Origin of the sequence: Microbacterium nymphoidis (assembly GCF_021044885.1) — a bacterium.
In the GTDB taxonomy this organism is placed as follows: domain Bacteria; phylum Actinomycetota; class Actinomycetes; order Actinomycetales; family Microbacteriaceae; genus Microbacterium; species Microbacterium nymphoidis.
Genome location: NZ_JAJNOD010000002.1, coordinates 125,222 through 144,975, shown reverse-complemented (window position 1 = coordinate 144,975; position 19,754 = coordinate 125,222). Strand labels below are relative to the sequence as shown.

At 71.3% G+C, this 19,754-nt stretch carries 13 protein-coding genes; all 13 read right to left on the bottom strand.

Annotated features, from left to right (window positions below; all coding sequences use genetic code 11):
* Nucleotide 1 precedes the first annotated feature (1 nt).
* Entirely contained in the window at nt 2–1,297 is a 1,296-nt protein-coding gene (locus tag LQ566_RS09935) for a ubiquitin family protein (protein ID WP_231091528.1), read from the bottom strand.
* Between the two features lie 71 nt (nt 1,298–1,368).
* Nucleotides 1,369–1,494, bottom strand: a complete 126-nt coding sequence (locus tag LQ566_RS17485; protein ID WP_269143067.1) for a hypothetical protein — start codon at nt 1,492–1,494, stop codon at nt 1,369–1,371.
* Between the two features lie 158 nt (nt 1,495–1,652).
* The gene (locus LQ566_RS09930) at nt 1,653–2,405 is read right to left on the bottom strand and encodes a hypothetical protein (protein ID WP_231091527.1); all 753 of its coding nucleotides are present in this window, start codon (nt 2,403–2,405) and stop codon (nt 1,653–1,655) included.
* Nucleotides 2,402–4,372 carry a DUF5684 domain-containing protein gene (locus LQ566_RS09925; RefSeq protein WP_231091526.1) on the bottom strand — a complete coding sequence of 657 codons (1,971 nt, stop codon included), beginning with the start codon at nt 4,370–4,372 and terminating at the stop codon, nt 2,402–2,404. The genes LQ566_RS09930 and LQ566_RS09925 overlap by 4 nt, the downstream gene beginning before the upstream one ends.
* Nucleotides 4,369–6,852 carry a transglutaminase domain-containing protein gene (locus LQ566_RS09920; RefSeq protein WP_231091525.1) on the bottom strand — a complete coding sequence of 828 codons (2,484 nt, stop codon included), beginning with the start codon at nt 6,850–6,852 and terminating at the stop codon, nt 4,369–4,371. Before LQ566_RS09920 ends, LQ566_RS09925 begins: the two co-directional genes overlap by 4 nt.
* Complete coding sequence (locus LQ566_RS09915) at nt 6,849–8,216, bottom strand: DUF58 domain-containing protein (RefSeq protein ID WP_231091524.1); 1,368 nt, start codon at nt 8,214–8,216, stop codon at nt 6,849–6,851. The genes LQ566_RS09920 and LQ566_RS09915 overlap by 4 nt, the downstream gene beginning before the upstream one ends.
* A complete protein-coding gene (locus LQ566_RS09910; protein WP_231091523.1) occupies nt 8,213–9,178 on the bottom strand; it encodes an AAA family ATPase in 966 nt (321 codons plus the stop codon). The genes LQ566_RS09915 and LQ566_RS09910 overlap by 4 nt, the downstream gene beginning before the upstream one ends.
* A 28-nt stretch (nt 9,179–9,206) precedes the next feature.
* On the bottom strand, nt 9,207–15,242 hold the full coding sequence (locus tag LQ566_RS09905; RefSeq protein WP_231091522.1) for an Ig-like domain-containing protein: 6,036 nt from the start codon (nt 15,240–15,242) through the stop codon (nt 9,207–9,209).
* Nucleotides 15,242–16,363 (bottom strand): serine/threonine-protein kinase, encoded by a 1,122-nt coding sequence (locus LQ566_RS09900; protein ID WP_231091521.1) that lies wholly within the window; start codon nt 16,361–16,363, stop codon nt 15,242–15,244. Before LQ566_RS09900 ends, LQ566_RS09905 begins: the two co-directional genes overlap by 1 nt.
* A gap of 174 nt (nt 16,364–16,537) precedes the next feature.
* Nucleotides 16,538–17,200 carry a spermidine/putrescine ABC transporter substrate-binding protein gene (locus LQ566_RS09895; protein ID WP_231091520.1) on the bottom strand — a complete coding sequence of 221 codons (663 nt, stop codon included), beginning with the start codon at nt 17,198–17,200 and terminating at the stop codon, nt 16,538–16,540.
* A 189-nt stretch (nt 17,201–17,389) separates the two neighbouring features.
* Nucleotides 17,390–17,854, bottom strand: a complete 465-nt coding sequence (locus tag LQ566_RS09890; protein ID WP_231091519.1) for a DUF6121 family protein — start codon at nt 17,852–17,854, stop codon at nt 17,390–17,392.
* Nucleotides 17,854–19,326, bottom strand: a complete 1,473-nt coding sequence (locus LQ566_RS09885) for a hypothetical protein (RefSeq protein WP_231091518.1) — start codon at nt 19,324–19,326, stop codon at nt 17,854–17,856. Before LQ566_RS09885 ends, LQ566_RS09890 begins: the two co-directional genes overlap by 1 nt.
* A gap of 136 nt (nt 19,327–19,462) precedes the next feature.
* Entirely contained in the window at nt 19,463–19,633 is a 171-nt protein-coding gene (locus LQ566_RS09880) for a hypothetical protein (RefSeq protein WP_231091517.1), read from the bottom strand.
* Between the last annotated feature and the right edge of the window lie 121 nt (nt 19,634–19,754).

The window sequence follows — 19,754 nt, the reverse complement described above, 5'->3', positions numbered from 1 at the left end:
CTCACCATCCTCGAATGATGTCGATCATGCCGCCGGCCACGAGTCCGGCGGGAAGACACAGTGCCACTGCGATCGCCTCGCTGATGTCACCGAAGCGCGACCAGTACAGGGAACGCAGTCCGCGGGCCACGGGAACTGAGCCCGCGGCGATCAGCACCGCCACCACCAGCAGGCCGATCGTGACGAACATGCGGGTCTGTGGCGTGAAGACGCCGAGCAGGCCGATCGCCAGCACCACCAGCACGAACACCGCGGTGGCGCGCAACGTCCAGGCGATCACCGTCGCGCCATGGCGACGCGCGCTGAGGGCGAGCACCACCACCACGAGACCGGCGAGGCACAGGCGGCCGATCATCTCTGTGAGGCTCTCGGGGTCCAGCGGCAACAGGGCGATCGGGGCGAACACGGCCGCACTCACGCAGACCGCGATCGTCACCGTCTGCATCCGCGCGCGTGACCGGCGCAGCAAGTTGCCGACGCGCGCACCATCCACGCGCAGCACTGGCTCCGGCATCTGCTCGCGCACCGCCCACCGCACCTGCTGGTGGCGTTCGAAGTCGATGAACATCCCGGCCGGCACGTCGATCAGCATGGCGGGCAGCGCCCGCAGCACGAGCGGGGCCGCACCCACGCAGAACGCTGCCGCCGTCGCCTCCGGCAGGCCCAGCATGGCGGCGACGATGTGGACCACGCCCACACCGGTGACGACCGCCCCGATCGCGCCGAGCTGGGCACGATCGCCCGGGAGCTTCGCCAGCGTCGCAAGACCGAACGAGTACACCGCGATGAGCGCGCACACCGTCGCGATGGTCACCGCGATGCTGAACGAGGACGGCGGTGAGAGCACCACTCCCGCTCCCCCGAGCAGTGCAGCGGGACCGAGCGACGCGGCGCCGATGGCGCGGGTGTGGCCTCGGCGCGTGAGCACGACTGCGGCCGCCACAGCCGCAACCACGATCACGCACCCGATCACCAGCGGCCAGCCGGTGAGCGTGGCGCCCGGTGCGAAGGCCAGGAAGACGGACAGCACGATGCCGACCGCACCCATCGCCCACCAGGCGGCGACGTTCTCGGTTCGAGCGCCGTCCGTGCGGCGACGGTCGCGCTTTCGCGGGACCGCAGCGGGAGCACCCTCGGCGATCAGAGTGACCACGTCGCCGTCGCGGAAGGCTTCGATCCCGTGCGTCGTCTCGATGGGCACGACGCCACGCTCCCGGAACATCCGGGTCTGCGGACCCGTGCGCACGCCGATGGCCGCCAGCACCTCACCGACGGTGTACCCGGCGGGGAGGACCACGTCGTGGCGGGCATCCCCCTCGCGGATACCGATTCGGCGGGCGTCGGCGGCGGCCGGCGACGCGGAAGCGCTCAGAGTTCCTCGGCCTCCTGCTGCAGTGCCCGCAGCATCCGCTCCGGTGACACCGCGGTCAGGGCAGAGGTGTGGGCCGCGCGCGGCGCCGGATCGACGTCCATGTCCAGCATCGGTGCACCCATTTTTCCCCCTTGCCCAAAATCGGTGTTGCTCTCGCGCCGATGCGTGTCAGCGGGCGGCGGTGCGAGTCGTCGGCCGGACGGACGCTCATCGGAACAAGCCCTCCGACACTAACATCTCTGCGCTGGCGGGCACAGGTTCTGCGCCCGCGACGAGCGGATCAGAGCAGCCCGGTGAGCAGCGCCACGATGCCCGCTATCCCGGCGAGGACGATCACACCGCCGACGGCGATCACGGCGATCAGCGTGCGACGGGAGTCGGCGCGCCTGCGGGAGTCTGCGGCGGCCGTGTTCACCGGTTCGCGGGGTTCCCGCGCCACCGGTTCCAGCCGGTTGACGGGCGGGGTGTCGACGATGCGGGGCCGGTACGGCGCGCGCAGGATCGCGGGCTCGGGTGTGCTCGCAACGCGGCGACGGATCTGGTCGTCGATCACGTCATCCTGCGGCGTCCGCTGTGGCGCGGCGGAGCGGCGGACGTCATCGCTCGACGCCGGAGACCATCGGAGGATCGGATCGTCCTCCTCAGGCGCAGCACCCGTCCCGGGCGCCGGCGTCGAGCGCCGACGCGGCACGGCTACGGTGTCGTCGGCATCGTCCCCCCGCTGTCGTGATGACAGCAGCGTCTCGTCCGCGAAGGCGTCCGGCTCAGGCTGCGCGGACGGGCGCTGCCGCGGCGACAGGAGAGTCTCGTCATCGACCGGTTCGTCCGACCCGCCGGGCGCCGGTCCTCGCCGTCGTGCGGAGAGCACGGTGTCCTCCACCGCATCACGGTCGGGCTCCGGTGCGCGATCCGCTCGGCGGCGCTGTCCGAGCACGGTCTCCTCGAGATCCGCGGGCGTCTCCGCGGGGACCGGCTGCCGACGACGCGACGCGCGCACCGTGCTGTCGTCGAGGTCCTCCGGGTCGGAGGTCATGCCGTCGCCCGGGTGATCCGCAGTTCCGCGTCTCCCAGCAGGAAGCGCTCGGTGAGCACCGCGGGGATTCCCGAGCGGAGTTCCTGCTCTGCACCGCTCTCGTCGATGAGGAAGACACCGTTGGTGGAGGCGAGGTCGGTGATCCACCAGACACCGTCGATGAGGTCCAGCCGCGCATGCGTCTTCGACACGGTCCGGGTGCCATCGGCGACCGGGACGTTCTGGACGCGCTCATCGCTCTCCGCCGGACGCCGGCCGAGCACCACGGCCTCCGCGGTGAGGACGATCTCCCCGCCCAGCGGCGGTGTGAGCGTCCACACCGGGCGACGACGGGACGCAAGCTGGGTGGCCTCGAAGTCGTCGCCCTCGTCGAGCGCCGGCGCGAGCTGCTGCGCCTGCGCGGACACGGACTCCCGCGCCGCGCGCGGCGCACCGGCATCGGGAGCGCCGATCACGGCCGACACCTCCTGCGAGTAGTCCAGGGCCGACTCGCTCAACTCGGACGGCGGATCGGTGCGGCGCACTACGGGAGCGAATGCCGCATCCGGGACGGGGCTCACCGGCGGGCCCGGGATGACGATCGGGCGGTACGGCTCGTCGGGGTCGGGCGCCGGCTGCTGCGCCGGAGGTGTCACGCCGGAGTGCGGTACCGCGCTGGCGCGGGCCTCCGCAACCACCTCAGAGTCCTCACGCATACGCGTCGCGCCTCCGGACGGCGCCGGAGCCTCCGGCGGAACGACCGGCGATGCGGTCGGGACGACGGGAGCCGCGGGCGGTGCGAACGCGGCGGCGTCGGAGTCCGCGGCGGTGACGTCCGCGGCGGGCGCACGGAAGTCAGCGGCGGGAGGCGCGGCACCAGCCGCAGCGGGCGGCGTCCAGGGCGCGGCGGTGGGCGACGGTACGGCAGCAGGCGACGGCGCTGCTGCGGGCGACGGCGCGGCAGCAGGCGACGACGCGGCAGCAGGCGACGACGCGGCAGCGGGCGACGGCACGGCAGCAGGCGACGACGCGGCAGCAGGCGACGACGCGGCAGCAGGCGACGGCGCGGGCCGCGCGGGCGGGGCGGACTCAGCGGACGCCGGCGGAACCGACGCTCCCGCAGCGGCGGCGGCACCGGTGTACTCGAAGAACGTCGGCGCCAGTCCGGGCGAGGATGCCGCCCGACCGTACGGATCGGCGGCGGGGGCGGCCGGCTCGGGCACATAGGGCGCCTCGGTGAGAGATGCCGGAACCTGCGGAGCCGGCTCCGAGCCCGCGGCCGCACCCGGCACATCGGCCACGGAGGCGAACAGGTTGCGCCAATCGGGTGTCTGTTCGGTCTCGATCGGATCCGGCAGGCTCACGCTCAGCGGCGGTGCTGCGGGATAGGCGGGCGGCGTCGCGCCCAGGGGGCTGGCGGGTGCGGGGGATGCCGGAGAAGCCGACGGTGCCCAGGACGTCGCCGGCAGATCCGCGCGCACGGTGTCCGACACCGACTCGCCGAGCAGCCCCGCGGCCGGGGCCGCGATCTCCGTCGCGTCGGAGACGCCGTTCCACGAGGTGTGCTGCGGGGTGGAGAGCCAGTCCAGGTCCGGACGCGGCGACGGCGCACCGACGGCCGGGGCGTGCAGCTGCGCTGCGGGACCGTCCCAGTGGGCGCTGCCCCAGCCGAGCACGGTGAGATACGCGGGCGGGCACACCGCCGCGAGCGCGCACCAGGCCGGCGACAGCCCGAACCGCGGACTGAGCTGGATACCGATCACAAGGAAGACGATCGGAATGAAGGGCGGGATGAGGCACAGCAGCGCGAGCCACGGGGTGACTCCGGCCAGCGAGCACAGCACCCACACGTTGTAGACCGGAATCCAGGCGGGCCACGTCTCCGCTCCGGCCTTGCGGAAGACGGCGACGGCCGCGAGCGACATCCACAGATACACGGGGATCGCAAGGACGAGGCTCGCCGTCAGCGCGATGATGTCTGCACTCATGACATTCCGGCGCCGCGTGCGCGGCGCTTCCTCCTCTCCGAACCTCGCGCCGCGCCCGATGCATCGGTGCCCACAGCGCGTGCGGACGTCTGCCGCAACAGTGACTTCAACGATACGGCGGCACGCACCCGGCGCCACCATCCGACCGAGGAGCGCAGTTCTCGTCGCTCATCGGCCACGATCTGCCAGAACTGCTCCGATTCCTCGGGTGTGAGCTGCTCATCGGAGAACACGGCACGATCGGCGAGCGTGGCCAGCTCCCCCGCCTGCGGGGTCGCATACAGCTCCGCCACCTCGTGACGGGTGCGAGCGGCAGGTGCCGGACGCCCGGTATCGACCGCGGTGTCCACGTACTCCTCCCAGCCGCCGGCGACGGCGCTCGCCGGCTCGGCGAGGCGCCGACCGCGGCGACGGAGAGCCTTCGCGATGAGCACGATGAGGAACGGGGCGAGCACCGCGACCAGGGCCAGCAGGCTGATCGCCACCGTCCGCACCAGCGTCCAGTCCACGATCTCGGGCGCGGGCGGCGGTGCGGGCTCCTCGGCGGTGGCAGCATCCTGGTTCTGCGGATCCGGAGGAGACACCTCGTCGGCGTTGCGCGGACGCACGTCCGTCATGTTCTCCGGATCACGCTCTCGACGGTTCTGGGTCTCGACAGACGCCGTGTGCTGGGGGCTGGTGTCCACGCTCACCCACGTCCCGGGGGCCACCGCCACCTCGATCCACGCGGAGAGATCGCCCGCGCGACACGCACCGTCCTGACAGGACGGCAGGGTCGGGTCGTCCGTGCGGAATCCGACGACGACGCGGGCGGGGAATCCGAGCTGCTCCGCGATCAGCGCTCCGGCCACGGCGAACTGTTCGTCGTCTCCCACGGCCGCCACCAGCGACGCGCCGGGCGCTTCTCCTGCGGCCTGCGCTGCACGTTCGTTGAGCTGAGCGAAGAGCTTGTCGATGCGGGAGAGCGAGTGCCCGGCCGCCGACGGGCGGAATCCGTAGTCGCCGAGCTCGCTCATCCAGGCGGGCGTGGTCCCGTCCGGGATCGTCAGGGAATGGCTGAGATAGCCCCGCTCGCGCAGCGCCCCGATGACCGACAGCAGCCCCGCACCGTCTCGCGAGGGCGCCTGGGCGTCGAGCCAGCGTTCCATCTGGGCCGGAAGCTCCACCTGGGGTGAGGCACCGGGAGCGGGCAGCGTCTGCAGATCCGGGGACGCGGGCGTCACCGCGGTGACGGTGTACGTGTCGCCGGTCGCCACACCGGCGGACTCGACGGCACTGCTCGTGCGCGGATCGTAGTAGAACCCGTCGGCCAGCATCGGAGCGCCCGATCCGCTGAAACCGATCTGGCGCAGCGCGCCGAACGTCGGTAGCCACACGCCACGCAGGGCCTCCACCGTGAAGGTGACGGTGGAGGCTTCGCCCGGCGGGGTATCCAGCACCGACGGCACCCGCTGGAACGCCCCCTCGGCGCCGTCGCCCAGCTGATAGGTCTGGCCGTCGTACGCACTGAGCGTGGCCAGGCGGATGCGCTCCGGCAGCGCGTCGACGCTCGTCACGCGAAAGAGGACCTGGGGGAAGCGGTCATCGGCGAACGAGGACCGGTAGGTGACGAGCGGGCTGATGGCATCGTCACCGGTGAGATCCGGCCCGATCGAGGTGCGCAGCACTTCACGCACGCGGCTCTGTCCGACCGGTCCCGTGGTGACCACACCCGCAGCGAGAGCCACCACGACCATTGCGGCGGCCAGCGCCGTGCGAGCGACGCTGCCACGCGAGCCCCGTCGAGAGCCGCGGACGCCCGTCGCCCGCTCGGCGCGGCGAATCGCCTCCCGCCGGTCATCCCGCCCTCGCCACGACAGCCACAGCACGCTCACGAGCAGCGCCGACGCGCCTACGGCCGTCTCGACGGGCGCGGGAAGAGTGAACGGCCCGAGCTGCAGGGGGGACGACGTGCTCGTTCGCCCGAAGAGGAGCCCGAAGACGGGCATGGCGGCCGCGACCGGGACGGCGAACCCGGATCGCGACGCGGGTAGCCAGCTGAGCCGCAGCGCCGCAGACACGCTCACGAGGAAGACGATGATCGCCGGCACCAGGAGGTTGCGATACGAGCCGACCGGCAGCGGGGTGGTGATGAGGTCTTTCCAGCCGGTGACCGGTGCAAGCAGCACATCGACGACCCCATCGGGCCAGATGCGCCCGGACGCCCAGCGCTCCGGCACGCCGAGCGCGAGGCCGAGGCCGAGCCATGCCGCGACCAGCAGCACGGCCACCAGCCACCCAGGCAGACGCCGCCAGACCCAGAGCACGGCGATCGCCGCGCCCGCGATGATGGCCGCCCCCGCGGCCCAGAGGAAGGACGGCGACGCATAGATCGGCCACGCGGCGACGATGCCGAGCGCGGCGAGAGCGGCGACGAAGACACTGCCTGCCACCACCGTGCGCGAGGTGGCGCGGCCCTTCGGACTCAGAGCGTCGCTCATCGCACCGCTCCTCGTCCCAGCAGCGCACCGAGATCCTCGAGCACGCCGATCGTCATCACGTAGACGTCCCCGATCGGGCGTACGCGGGGGTGCGCGGTCTCGTTGCAGACGACGGCGACGACGGTGGTCTCCGGGCCGTACGCCAGCGCCGCCCGCCGTACGCGCTCCAGCGGGAGCCGCGAGCCGCACACCAGGAAGACGATCGACAGGCCGCTGCTCTCCTCAGCTTGCAGCGCGCACACCTCTTCGAGGGCCATCGTGTTCTCCAGCGCGTCCACCAGGCAGAACTCGTCCAGCAGGCTCCGCGGACTCACCGCGCCCAGCTGGCGGAAGGCCCGCAGGCGTCCTCGCACCACACGCGGGATCTCGGCACCGGCGACGATCTCGAGGTCACGGCCCTCGCGCAGCGACTGCACGCCGAGAGACGCTGCGGCGCTGACGGCCAGCTCGTACTCGTCTTCATCGAGGTAGTCCGCCGCAGCCACGCTGAGGGCGATCGCGGTGCGAGCGCGTCGTGATTCCTCGAACTGGCGCACCATCAGCTGACCGGTCTTGGCGGTGGACTTCCAGTGGATCTGCCGCTGAGCGTCGCCGGGGGCGTACTCACGGATCGCATGGAAGGAGATGTCGGAATCCACCAGGCGCGAGGTCGGATTCCCCTCCAGATCCCGCACGATGCCGGCACTCGTCGCCGGCACCGGCACCGTGCGCGGATGCACGTAGAGCTCGTGGACGTCGGCCCACTCGTGTTCGCGATGCAGCAGCCGGAGGGGATCGGCCCGCACGGTGGTGGCAGGTCCCACCCGGATCACGCCGCGGCGCGGGGTGGGGATCTCGACGTCTTCGGTGACGTCGGCGTCCGGGCGCAGCAACGGCACCTCCACCTCGACGATCCCGTCACCCACCGGCAGATCCAGCCGCGATGGCAGGGCCGCGCGGGTGCCGGTGTTGCGCACCGTCACCCCGGTGCTGACGCTGCCGCCGGCGACCACGCGATCCGCCGTCGGATGCACCCGCACGTCGTACCGGCGTGCGCCGAACAAGAACGGGACCGCGAGCAGCAGCAGCACGATGGAGACGATGCCGGCCACGATCGCCTCGGCCCATCCCAGCAGCCATCCGAGGGAGAACCCGCCCAGCGCGACGACCACCGCGATCCAGCCCGCCGGCGTGACGGTGCGGGAGATCTCGTCGCGCGCCCGGCGCAGCACCGCCCCCAGCCGGCGCGCCACGGCCAGCACCGCCAGCGAGGCGCGCAGGAACGCGCTGCGTCGCCCGGCACGCACATGGGTGCGCGTACGCGTCTGGGTGTGCGATCGCGACCGCGACTGGGAGTGCGATCGGTCGGTGAACTCGTCGGTCATGCGGATGCGCGCTGCACGGGCGGCGCCACCTCCAGCATCACCTGACCGATGACGGCCTCCGCGGTGACCCCGTCGAACTCCGCTTCGGGGTGCAGGATGAGGCGGTGTGCGAGCACCGGGCCGGCGAGCGTCTTCACGTCGTCGGGGACGACGTAGGTGCGTCCCTGGCTCGCAGCGCGTGTGCGCACGGCGCGTGTCAGCGCCAGCGCCCCACGGATCGAGACCCCCAGCCGCACCTGGTCGGCACCACGCGTGGCATCCACCACACGGGCGATGTAGTCGAGCACGAGCGCGTCGACGTAGACCTCCTGCGCCAAGTCCGCCATGGACACCATCGTCTGCGGGGTGACGACGGGATGCAGCTTCGCGGTCTCCACTGCGGCCCCATCGAGGATCCGCAGCGTGGCCGCGTGGTCGGGGTAGCCGAGCGAGGTCTTCATCAGGAACCGGTCCAGCTGCGCCTCCGGAAGCCGGTACGTTCCGGCCTGCTCCACCGGGTTCTGAGTAGCGACCACGAGGAACGGGGTGCCCACGGTGCGCGAGACGCCGTCGACGGTGACCGAGCCCTCCTCCATCACCTCCAGCAGCGCCGCCTGCGTCTTGGGGCTGGCGCGGTTGATTTCGTCGGCCAGCACGATATTGGCGAAGACGGGACCGGCGTGGAACTCGAACTCGCCGCGCTTCTGGTCGTAGACGGTGATGCCGGTGATGTCCCCGGGCAGCAGGTCGGGGGTGAACTGAATGCGCGTGTGAGTACCCTGCACCGACTGCGCGAGGGCGCGCGCCAGCGAGGTCTTCCCCGTTCCCGGGACGTCTTCCAGCAGCACGTGCCCGTCGCTGAGCATGGCGGTGAGCACCAGCTCCACCACCGGGCGCTTGCCGAGCACCGCCCGCTCGACGTTGTCGGCGAGCTGGCCGAACGTCTGTGCGAACCAGGTGGCCTGCTCTTGCGAAATGGTCATGTCGTTCCTTGATCGTGCTGTGGTGTGTTCAGCCGCACTTGGCGGAGACGTTGTCGAGATCGACGGGATCCAGCCCCCAGCCGGTGCTGTCCCAGTCGACGTGGATGATGATCCCCTCGACGCGGACGGCCTTCGCCGGGACCTCTCCGCCGGTGTCCGGAGGGGTCGTCGGCTCCTCGGTGGGAGTGCCGCTCGGGTCCGGCGTCGGCAGAGACGGGATGCCCGGGAACACCTGGCGACCCCGCTTGTCGTAGTAGCGGGCCTGAGTCTTGTCCACGACGATGTTCGGCTTCTTGCCGCCGCCCTCGTAGTCGACGGCGACGGCGACGTCACCACCGGACTGGCACGCGACGTTCCACCAGGCGTGCACCTGATAGGGCGCGGATCCCTTCGCCGGCGAGACGGTGCCCCAGTCCGTCGCGCTGTCAGGGTAGAGGTCGCTCACCCACTGGACCTGAATATTCGGGTCGGCACCGAAGACATCCGAGCGGAAACCCCGGAACTCCGCGTGATATCCCTCTTCCGCGGTTCCGCTGGGCTGATCGCGGATGATCCAGCGGGCGTCACGGTCGCCGACGTCGGGGACGCCGTCAACCCGGAAGGTGTAGCCCTTCGGGGCCTGCGTGCCGCCGCGGATGTCGAGGGGGGCTTCCGCGGTCGCGCTGCCGAACACCTTGTCGTCGTACACGCTGTCGACGCACACGAGGTAGGTGTGCTTCTTGTTCGCCGCGACGTTCTCGAAGACGCGCGAGGGCTGCGCCGACGTCGCCGAGCACTCCTCGCCCTTCTCCACGATCCCGTACAGGAGCTTTCCACCGGCACCGCCGGGGGTCGCCGTGGCAGTTGCCGTCACGCGAGCGGTCCGGAAGTCGATCTCCTCCGACGTCGCCGTCAGCTTTACCTGCGTGGGTGCACCGATCCCGTTCGTATTCGTGCTGATCGACTTGCCCGTCGTCGCACCCTCACCCTCACCCTTCGGCACCGGTGACTTCGTCACCGGCTGCACGGTCACCAGCGTGGGCGAGTTCGAGCCCACGAGGAACTCCGTGGTGATGGTGGTGCGATCCTTCACCTCCACGTCGATCTGCTTGGCCGTGGGCGCAGAGATCAGCAGATTGTCGGTGCCCGCCGCATCGATGCCGGTGATCGTCAGCTGCACCTTCTTGCCGTCCGTGTCGGGAGAGACGACGGGGACGCCCACCACCGAAGCGGGCGCAGCGGGCGGACGATAGGCCCATGCGACTGTGGAGGCGGCGGCGCGGGAGTTGCCGACGGAGTTGACGGCGACCACGTCGTAGGTGCGCTGCTCGTTGTTGGGCGCCTCGAACGCCGGGCACACACCGTCAGCGTTGCAGCTGACCACCGCGGTTCCCCCGGTGGTCACGGCGAACCCGCTGACTGCGGGGTAGGACGAGCGCGCGGCGCCCGGGTCGACGCGCAGCGTCACCGAGCCGTCGCCGAAGGCGGACTGCGAGATGGACGCGGGTGCGCGAGGGTAGCCGAGCAGATCGAGTGTGACGGTGCCCTGGCGGTCGCCGTTGGTGGTGCGGTCCTGGGCGTCTCGCAGCTGGAAGTTGGCGGTGCACGTGCCGCCCGGAGCGTCCTGCGTCCACGACGCCCGGACGTTGTCGTCGTCGATCGCCTCGAAGGTGACGCCCGCACACACGCTGGATGCGGACGCCGCCACCAGCACGAGCGGTGTGCTCGGCAGCGGGTTCACCTCACCTGCGGCGCCGGTCACCCGGATGGTGCAGGACGAGCCGGCGTTCTGACTGCACTGCTGCTGCACGTTGCCGGCGCGCGGCAGCGTGGAGGGCGCCTGACCGACGCGCAGGATCAGCCGGGTGGGTGCGACGTCGGGGTGACTGGTCACGGAGACGAGCACCGCCGTCTCCCGTCCTGGCAGCGCGCTGTCGGCGGCGCGGAAGCTGACCACACTGCCCTCCTGCGACACCGCGAAATCACCCGCTGGCGCGTCGATCGCGTACCGGATGTTCGCGTTGTCCTCGCGTCCCTCCCAGGACGTGATGCTGGCCAGGTCGAAGGAGTCGCTCGATCCCGGCGTGACGGTGACCGATGCGGACCGCAGGATCGGGACGGGGTCCAGGGCCTGCACGTGGATCGGTACGGAGAGGAACGCCCAGTCCTCCTGCCCGGCGGCGCGCACCGGGACCACGCACATGTCGTTCCACGGCGGGCCCTCGCCCGCGGTGTAGGTGATGTTCGTGCCGCCCGAGGGGGTGCATGTGGCCTGTGCGCGCACGCCGGTGGCCGCGGTGTCCGGACTGACCTCGAGCTCGCTGTTGCGGCTCATCACCACGAGCGACGCCATGTCGAAGGTCACGGCCTCCTTCTCCCGCACCTCCTGTGCGGGGATCCCCGGACGCAGCGAGACGGTCACATCATCGGCCGCGGGAACGCGCACGAAGGCATAGGTGGTGATCGGGGTGCCGTCCGCGAGATCGCCGGTGACCGCGAAGGGGACGACGCGCGCCTTGTCGGTGAGCTGGCCGGTGATGTTCTGCCCGTTCACCGAGACGTCACCGGTTCCCTTGCCTCCCCATGCCTTGAGGCTGAGCGTGGAGGCGTCTCCACCGCTCCAGGTGACCTTGCCCGAAAGCACGTCGACGCCGGAGGCGAAGCTGTCGCGGTTCTGCACGGTGAGCAGCGTGTCGGCCACCACGGGATAGTCCGGAACGGTCTCCCGCACCACCTTCACCACGATGAGTCCGCGTCCGGTGTTACCCGAGGACGACGTCACGTCGTAGAGGAAGGACATGGTGCCCGTTTCGGTGCCCGCCGCGATGGTCACGACCGAGTCGTCCATCGTGCGGATGAGCGAAGACCAGCGATCGTACTCCGGGTTGGGTGCATCGCCCTGCAGCCGCTCGGACAGATTGGGGGTGACGTTGGTCAACGCCAGCGTGCCGTTGGTGGGGTCGATGTCGTTGTCGACGGGACGCACCCGGATGATCGATTCAGCGCCCTGCTGCACCTGCACGTAGTCCGTGAACGTGATGGGGCTGGGATTGGACTGCTGGTCCAGCACGCCGACCCGGGCGGTGCCGGTCCGCTTCTCCCCGAACGCATCGACGACCTGATAGGTGAAGGAGTCCTGACCACCGGCGGAGCCGGGAGTGGACACGTAGACGATGGCGGCGCCGTCGGAGGAGATCGCCGCCGATCCCCGCGCCGGCTGCGTGAGGATGCGGTCCAGGCGCACGTCGTCGCCGTCCGGGTCCACACCATAAGGATCGAAGTCGATCCGCACCGACTGCCCCGACAGTACGCGACCCGCCAGCAGCTTCGGCGCGGGCGCGTGATTGGCCTCGTCCCCGAGCACGGTGACGGTGACGGTGGCGGTGTCCTTCAGCGACGGAGCACCCGCCGGTGCGATGGCGTACTCCACGCTGTAGGTGCCGGGAGTGGTCGGGGCGAGGTAGCGCAGGGTGTCACCCGCGGCGAAGGCGAGGACGTTCGGCCCGGTCGCCGTCACGGACGACGGATCCAGGAACAGTGCGGCACCCGACGGGGCCACGTCGTTCTCGAGCACGGGAATGTCGATCTGCGATCCGGCGCGCACGACCACGCGGTCATCGACCGCGATGGGCGCGAGATCCAGGGCCGGCGGCAGCAGGTAGACCGTCGCCTGTCCGGTGATGGTGGCGCCCGCATCGGAGGACCCATCGCTGACGGTGTAGTTCACGACGCCCAGGCGGCCGGGATCCCCGGTGCGCGTGGACCCCGTGACCCGGATGAAGTTCTGCGCGACGGCGTCGACCTGGAGGCTGGCGCCCTCGTCGGGGATCACCGTCATCCCGCTCATCAGCAGCACGCGGCGGGTGGGGTTGGACACGGCGGCCAGAACATCCACCGTCGCGTCCTCCTGCGGCCGCAGGAACGCCACCACGGGCGCTGTGGCGAGCTGCGCCGCCGCATCGGGACCGAGCAGCGTCACGCGCACCGTGGCGCTGGCCTCCGAGCGACCGTCGCTCACGCTGTACTTCACACGGTAGGTTCCGGGCTGGGACGCGGAGAAATCGAACGAGGTGCCGGAGGCTCCCAGGGATGCCTGAGCATCGGCGTCGTCGAGCACCTGTACCGTCGTGACCGACAGCTCTCCGGCCGTACCCAGCACGTGGCCGGAGACATCGATGGGCTCGTCCATTCCGAGGCTGTCGACCACGGTGAACGACTGCGCCGACAGCACCGGCGTCGGGGTGACTTTCACCTTCAGCGTGCGCTCGGCGATGCTGCCGCGCGTATCGGCGACGGTCACGTCCACCGGCACGACCTGCGTCGTCGAGTCGGACGGGTCGGCATGCTGGAAGACCACCTCGCCGGCCGGAGTCACCGCGGCCGTTGCGATGCCGTCGGGGGCCCGCGCGGACAGCAGCACCAGCGGATCGCCTTCACCGTCCACCCAGGCGTTGAGCACGGGCACGGTCACCGTGCCGCCGGGGCTGACCTCCGGCTCGGGCCAGGTGGCGAGGCAGCCCTCGACTCCGCACCACTCCGGCGCGGTGTTCTCGTCCTCCGCCGCGACGGTCAGCGTGACCGTGGTGGATTCGGAGAACAGTCCATCCGCCGAGGTGCCGTCGGTCACGCGATAGCTGAACGTGGCTGATCCCTGCGCATCGGCGGCCACCGTCACGGCCAGCCGGCCGCCGCCATCGGTCACCGTGACGCTGCCGAAGGCGGGATCGAGGCCGGTGACCGATCCCGGATCCACGCTCAGCACGTCCTGATTGGGATCGTGGTCGTTCAGCAGAACGGGCAGTGACGAGACGGCACCGGCTCGTACGCCGAAGGCGTCCGGTTCCGCCACGGGAGGTTTCGGATCCAGCACCACTTCGGACTGGATCTCGCTCTCCTCGGCGTTCTGGTCGTCGGCGTCCTCGACGACCCAGTTCTGGCTCGAGGGCAGCAGCTTCGCGTCGGGGACGGTCCACACCCAGCCGGAGCGGGTCTCGTTCAGGATCAGGGCATCGGCGGTCCCCGCGAACACCGGCCGGCGCGTGTCTTCGAGGACCTGGCCCCCGAAGTCGAGCGGCTGCTGCCCGGTGCCGTCGCGCCACAGCACGCCCGAATCACTCGCCAGCCAGGCCGCCACCATCGTGTCACCGAGGGTGGTCGGTCGCGCGGGCGTGCCGATCTCCTCGTCGGAGGAGCCGACCACGCGTTCCACCGCCGTGCCGTCGAGCGGCACCCGGTAGAGGCCGGACGAATCGGCGATGTAGGTGTCCGTGCCCGACTTCTGCGATCGGGCGAGGACCGCGGATCCCACCGGCTCGATGCTGCGTTCGCCGGCCACGCGGCTCTCGATGATGGTGCCGTCGGCATCGAGCATCACCCAGTCATCGCCCACACCGGTGATGGCGGGCTCATCGCCGACGCCCGGGGCGGGATCCGTTCCCAGGACACGCGAATCACGCACGCTGTACCGCAGCACCGACTCGGTGGCCGCGGTGTAGGCGTACAGCACGCCGTCGGGGCTCAGCGCCACGGCGTCGGCCGTGTACTCCGGCGCATCCGAGGGCGCCTCCGTCGGAGAGGCGCTCGGATCCGGCGTGGGCTCCGGGTTGGGGTCGATCCGCATCGGCTGTGCGTCGGCCAGCAGCCCGGCGTAGACCCCACCGGTTTCGGTGCGGTACACCACGTAGTCACCGGCCACGGTGGCCTCGGTGGTGCCGGACGGCGTCGCGGTGGATGCCGCCAGGGTCTCATCGTCGAGGTCCGCGGGCATCGCGGCGTCGATCGGGGTGAGCTTGCCGTAGCTTCCGGAGTAGAGATACGCCCGCTCGGCGGTCTGGGCGATCGCCGACGGGTTGGCGACATCGCGCACGGTGTCCAGCTCACCGATCGCGGTGTTCACCCGCGCATAGCGGTGTCCGTCGGCGGTCTGCAGCGCCCAGATCGCCGCATCGACCGGCGGAGCCTCGTGGGCGTCGAGCCCGGGCCACACGATCGTCGCGCCGACAACGGCGGCGACGGCGAGCGCGCCGCCCCCGACCGCGAGGATCGGGCCACGACGAGAAGGACTGGTGGGTGTGTTGGAGGACATCAGAGCATTCCTGCGAGGAGAACGCCACCGCCGATACCGGCGGCGAGGAGGACCACGGCTCCCGCGGCGATCCAGCCCCAGCGCACGCCGGGGCGGCGCGCGGTGCCGATGCCCTCGTCATCGGAGCGGGCGTATCCGGACAGCTCCGCGGTGGGCCGCGCCTTGCGGCTGGACGGGGTGGGGACGTGGGCGCGGATGTGTCCGCGAGCGGATGCGTCCTCGAAATCGACGCCGGGAGCCGCCCAGACGTCCTCGGCCACCTCGAGCGGTGTCATCGGGAGCCCCAGTTCCACTTCGATCGCGCGAAGCGCCTCGGCGAAGGCCAGTGCGCTGGGGTAGCGCTCTCGCGGCGCGCGGGCCATGGCCGTCGCGAGCACGTTCTGGATCGAGTCGGTCACGTCGGAGCGGGTGATTCTCGTGTACGACGCGCGCAGGATGCGTCTGCGCAGCTGATCACGCGAGTTCTGCCCCTGCTCGGCCCGCTCGAACGGCGAGTGACCGGCCAGCAGCGAGTAGACGGTGGCGCCGAGACCCCAGACCTCGCTGGCGACGTCGCCGGAGGTGTGCTCGGCGATCACCTCGGGCGCGGTCCACGGCACGGACATCGCCATCATCCCGTCCGGGGTGGCGCGAGCCAGCGAGGAGGAGATGCCGAAGTCGGCGAGGACGGGGGCGCCGAACGCGGTGGTCAGGATGTTGCCGGGTTTGATGTCGCGATGAACGAGCCCGGCACGGTGCGCGGTCTCCAGCGCACCGGCCATCTTCACGCCGACCGACAGGGCTTCGGCCACCGGGATGCGCTCGCTGCGGTACCGGGGGGACATGGATCCCGGGCAGTACTCCATCACGATGTAGGCGCGCCCGTCGGCGGAGATGCCCGCCTGGTAGACGGTGACGATGGAGGGGTGGGCGGACAGGCGCGCCAGCACGTCGGCCTCGGCGTTGAACATGCGCAGCAACTCGGCGTCGGCGACGTCGCTCGGCAGCACTTTGACCGCCACGGAACGGCGCGGCATGGCCTGCTCGTACAGGAAGACGTCGGCGAATCCGCCGGAGCCAAGCGGCCGGACGAAAGTGAGTCCTGCCAGTACCGGGGGTGCAGAAAGCACGCGCTTGGCCATCGACACCCCCTTTTACCTCGTCCCGGTCGCACCTGATCGTCGGGTGCACGCTTCCCGCGTGTCGGCCGCGGCGGCGCGCCCTCGACGGGCGTGAAATCCGGATGCCGTCATGGTAACAGGGACGCCCTCCATCGTCCGCTTTCGCTCACCACCCCACCCGGCAGCGGGACGGGTTCAGGCGTCGGGAAGTGTGCCGTCGCGGGGATCGAAGGGCGCGTCCAGGGACCTGGCGAGCTCGGCGATGATGTCGGCGATCTGAGGCTCGACGTACTGCTGGACGGCCTGGGAGATCCGCAGCCGATGACCCACCAGGATGCGACAGACCTCTCGGCCCACCATCGTGGCGTACTCGTCGGCGAGTGCGACCTCCTGACGCAGGGCGACCTTCTCCTCCTCACTGAGGGGAGGAAGCGCCGGCACATCGGCATCCACCTCCGCGGCGAGTCCTGCGACGGTGAAGAGGAACGGCGCGCCCGGCTCCGGGTCGGGATCCAGCGGCATGCCGTCGAACTCGGGTTCGAGGTCATCACCCGGCCGGTAGCGACGCGCTCGGTTCCGCGCGGCCTGCTGGTCCAGCTCCGCCTGGAGCATCGGCAGGTTGCGGGCGGTGTACTCCCCCACCGCCGCGTCGATCACGGTCTTCATGCGTGTGGAGATGCCGTGCTGCACGCCGTGGGGAACATCGGTTCCGAGCCCCGCGGCCAGCAGGATGGGAGAGCCGAAACAGCGCTTGCACACCGCGGTGCGTCCACGATGGCTCTGCGGGTGCCACCGGGGCACCCAGCGCAGCCATGCGTCCACCGCATGGCTCACCTGCGCCTCGAGCTCCCGCTCCACGATCCCACCGTAGGGCAGGAAGCGCCGATCCGGACGGATTCGCGTCCGGATCTGCACGGAGCCGAGGCATCGCGGGGGTCCCGAGCTCCCGAAGCCCGTGGCGGATCACGCCGCTGCTTCCCGACTCGTCTGCCGCCCGCCGCTTCCACTCCCCGCCCCGCGCGCGCCCGGCCATGCGGGTCCGGACGCCTACTCGTCGTCGTCGTGCTTCTCCCACGGCCACTGCGGCGTACCGGTGCCCGCGCGGAACCCGACGACGGTGAGCGCTCCGGCGAGGAGGCCAGCGAGGAAGACGAGGACGCTGTATCCGCCGAGCACCAGGTGGGACGCGACGGCTGCGGCGGCGCCGGGAACGATGAAGAGCACGGCCACGGACACCGCCAGCAGGTGCACGGCCGAAGCCAGCACCGCGGCGAGCGCGGCAGCCCCCAGTCCCGGGCGGTTCAGCGAGCGCGCGAGGAGGGTGCCCGCGAAGGCGATGGTCCCCGCGGCGATACCGATCACGGCCGGAAGCGGACCGAGCCCGGGTGCCGCGATCACCTCCGTGTCTGTGGCGTAGCTGAGCGCACCGAAGCCGACGATCACCAGCGCGACGAAGACGACCGCGCCCAGCCCCGTGTAGATCAGGGGCCGGGCGCGGTTCGTGTCAGTCATCAGCTGGCGAGCTGGGGACCCGCGTCCAGGATGCGCTGGAACTCCTCCTGCGCCTCCGCGTTCGCGGCGATCACCTTGCGGCCGCGGCGCGCGATCCATCCGCCGAACCACACCGGCAGCTCACGGCCGATGACGAGCGCCACCAGGCCGGGCACCGAGAACACCGAGGTGCGAGCGAGCTCCAGAGCCTGGGTCGGCGTGATCAGCCAGGGGTTGGCCGCGATGATCTGGCCCAGCACGTGGCCCGCCAGCGACAGCAGCCCCACGAGGAGGCCGAACACCACCCAGTACCCCCACTTGGCCGTGTTGAGGATGGCGCCGAGCAGCCAGAAGGCGAGGAAGAAGGTGGCGACCGGGATCCAGAAGCCGGGCGATGCCACCTCCGTCAGCGCGGCTGCACCGAGCGCATCGAAGCTGGTGAGCACCTCCCCGCCGCGCGGGAGCAGGGTCGCCGCCATGTAGAGGACCGCGAAGACGACGGTGGCGATGAGGCCAACGACACCCGCGAATGCACGGTTGCCGCGCTTGGCGGGCTCCTCCGGTGCCTGCACGAAGATCTGTGCGGGCCCCGCGGTGACGCCGGTGGCGGCGGGCTCGGCGACGGGCGTCGTGGCCGCAGCGGCTGCGGCAGCCGCGGGCGGCGTCAGAGCGGTGGTGGGCGCGTCGACGGCGGTGGTGGGCGCGTCCGCCACCGGGGACGGCAGGGAAGCCGCGGCCTCAACGACCTCGGGACGGTCGTACCAGGGCGTGTCGTCGTCGTCGTTCATCGCTGCGGCAGCGGCGCGGGCGCGGTCGACGTCGGATGCCACCGACGGCGCGGGCGCATCCGCATCGGGGGTGGTGCCGGAATCGGCGATCGTCGCGGAGTCAGCGGCCGTGCCGGCCTCAGCGGCTGCGTCGGTGTCGGCCTTCGCGGTGGTGCCGGCGACCGCGGCGTCGGCGGCTTCCTCGGCTGCGCGGGCGCTCTCGGTGGCCGCCGCTGCCGCTGCGGCGGCGTTCCAGGCCGCGCCGTCGGCCGGCGCGTCGGGGTCGGCGATGGCGTCGGGCGCATCCTCGTCCGCGAACGACGCGGGGGTGACCGCCGGCGTTCCGGCCGGGTGCGAATCGTCGGCAGGGGTGGCGTCGACGGCATCGGCCGTCGCGGGCTCGGCCGGCGCCTCATCGGGCGAGGGGGCCTCGGAGGTTGCGGCCGCACGGGCGGCGTCCACGTTGTCCGCCGCGACGACGGAGGCGGGGGCAGCCGGGGGCATGGGCGCGGCGGCGGGAACGACGCCGGCGTTGGCCGCGGCGATCTCGTCGGCGACGCTGGCCGCGAAGGCGGCGTCGTCGTCGGAGTCGGCCGCGGGGACAGCGTCCTCGGCGGCGGACTGCTCCTCGGCCACGGTGTCCTCGTTCAGATCAGCACCCGTGGTGGTCTCCTCCACGGGCTCGCCCGCGGCGTCCCCGGAGGGCGAGTTCGGCGTTTCGCTCATCAGACTTCTCCTCGACGTGCTGGACGGTGCACTCCTGCAGCGCATTCGTGCCTGCTGTGCAATTCAGGGTAGTGCGGGCCTCGGCCATTGGGCCTGAGGCTTGCCGTAAGTGCGCGGGCGACGTCGGCGAGTTCGTTCAGCCCTGGCCGCGCATGAAATCGGCGACGGCCTGCATCATCGATCCGATCCAGAGTCCGGCGGCGGGCCACATGGGCAGCGCGATCACGAACAGCACGATCACGACCGCGACGCTGAGCACGATGCCGATGATCATCATCGGCACGTTTCGTCCCCCGACTCGCCCCATACCCCCACGCTACGCTCCCGCGCCCATTCGTCCCAGACGCACACGCGAGAAACCCGAGCAGGACGAGGGATGGGCGGAAACGCCGCAGGCCCCCGGCGGGAAGCCGGGGGCCTGCGGTTCA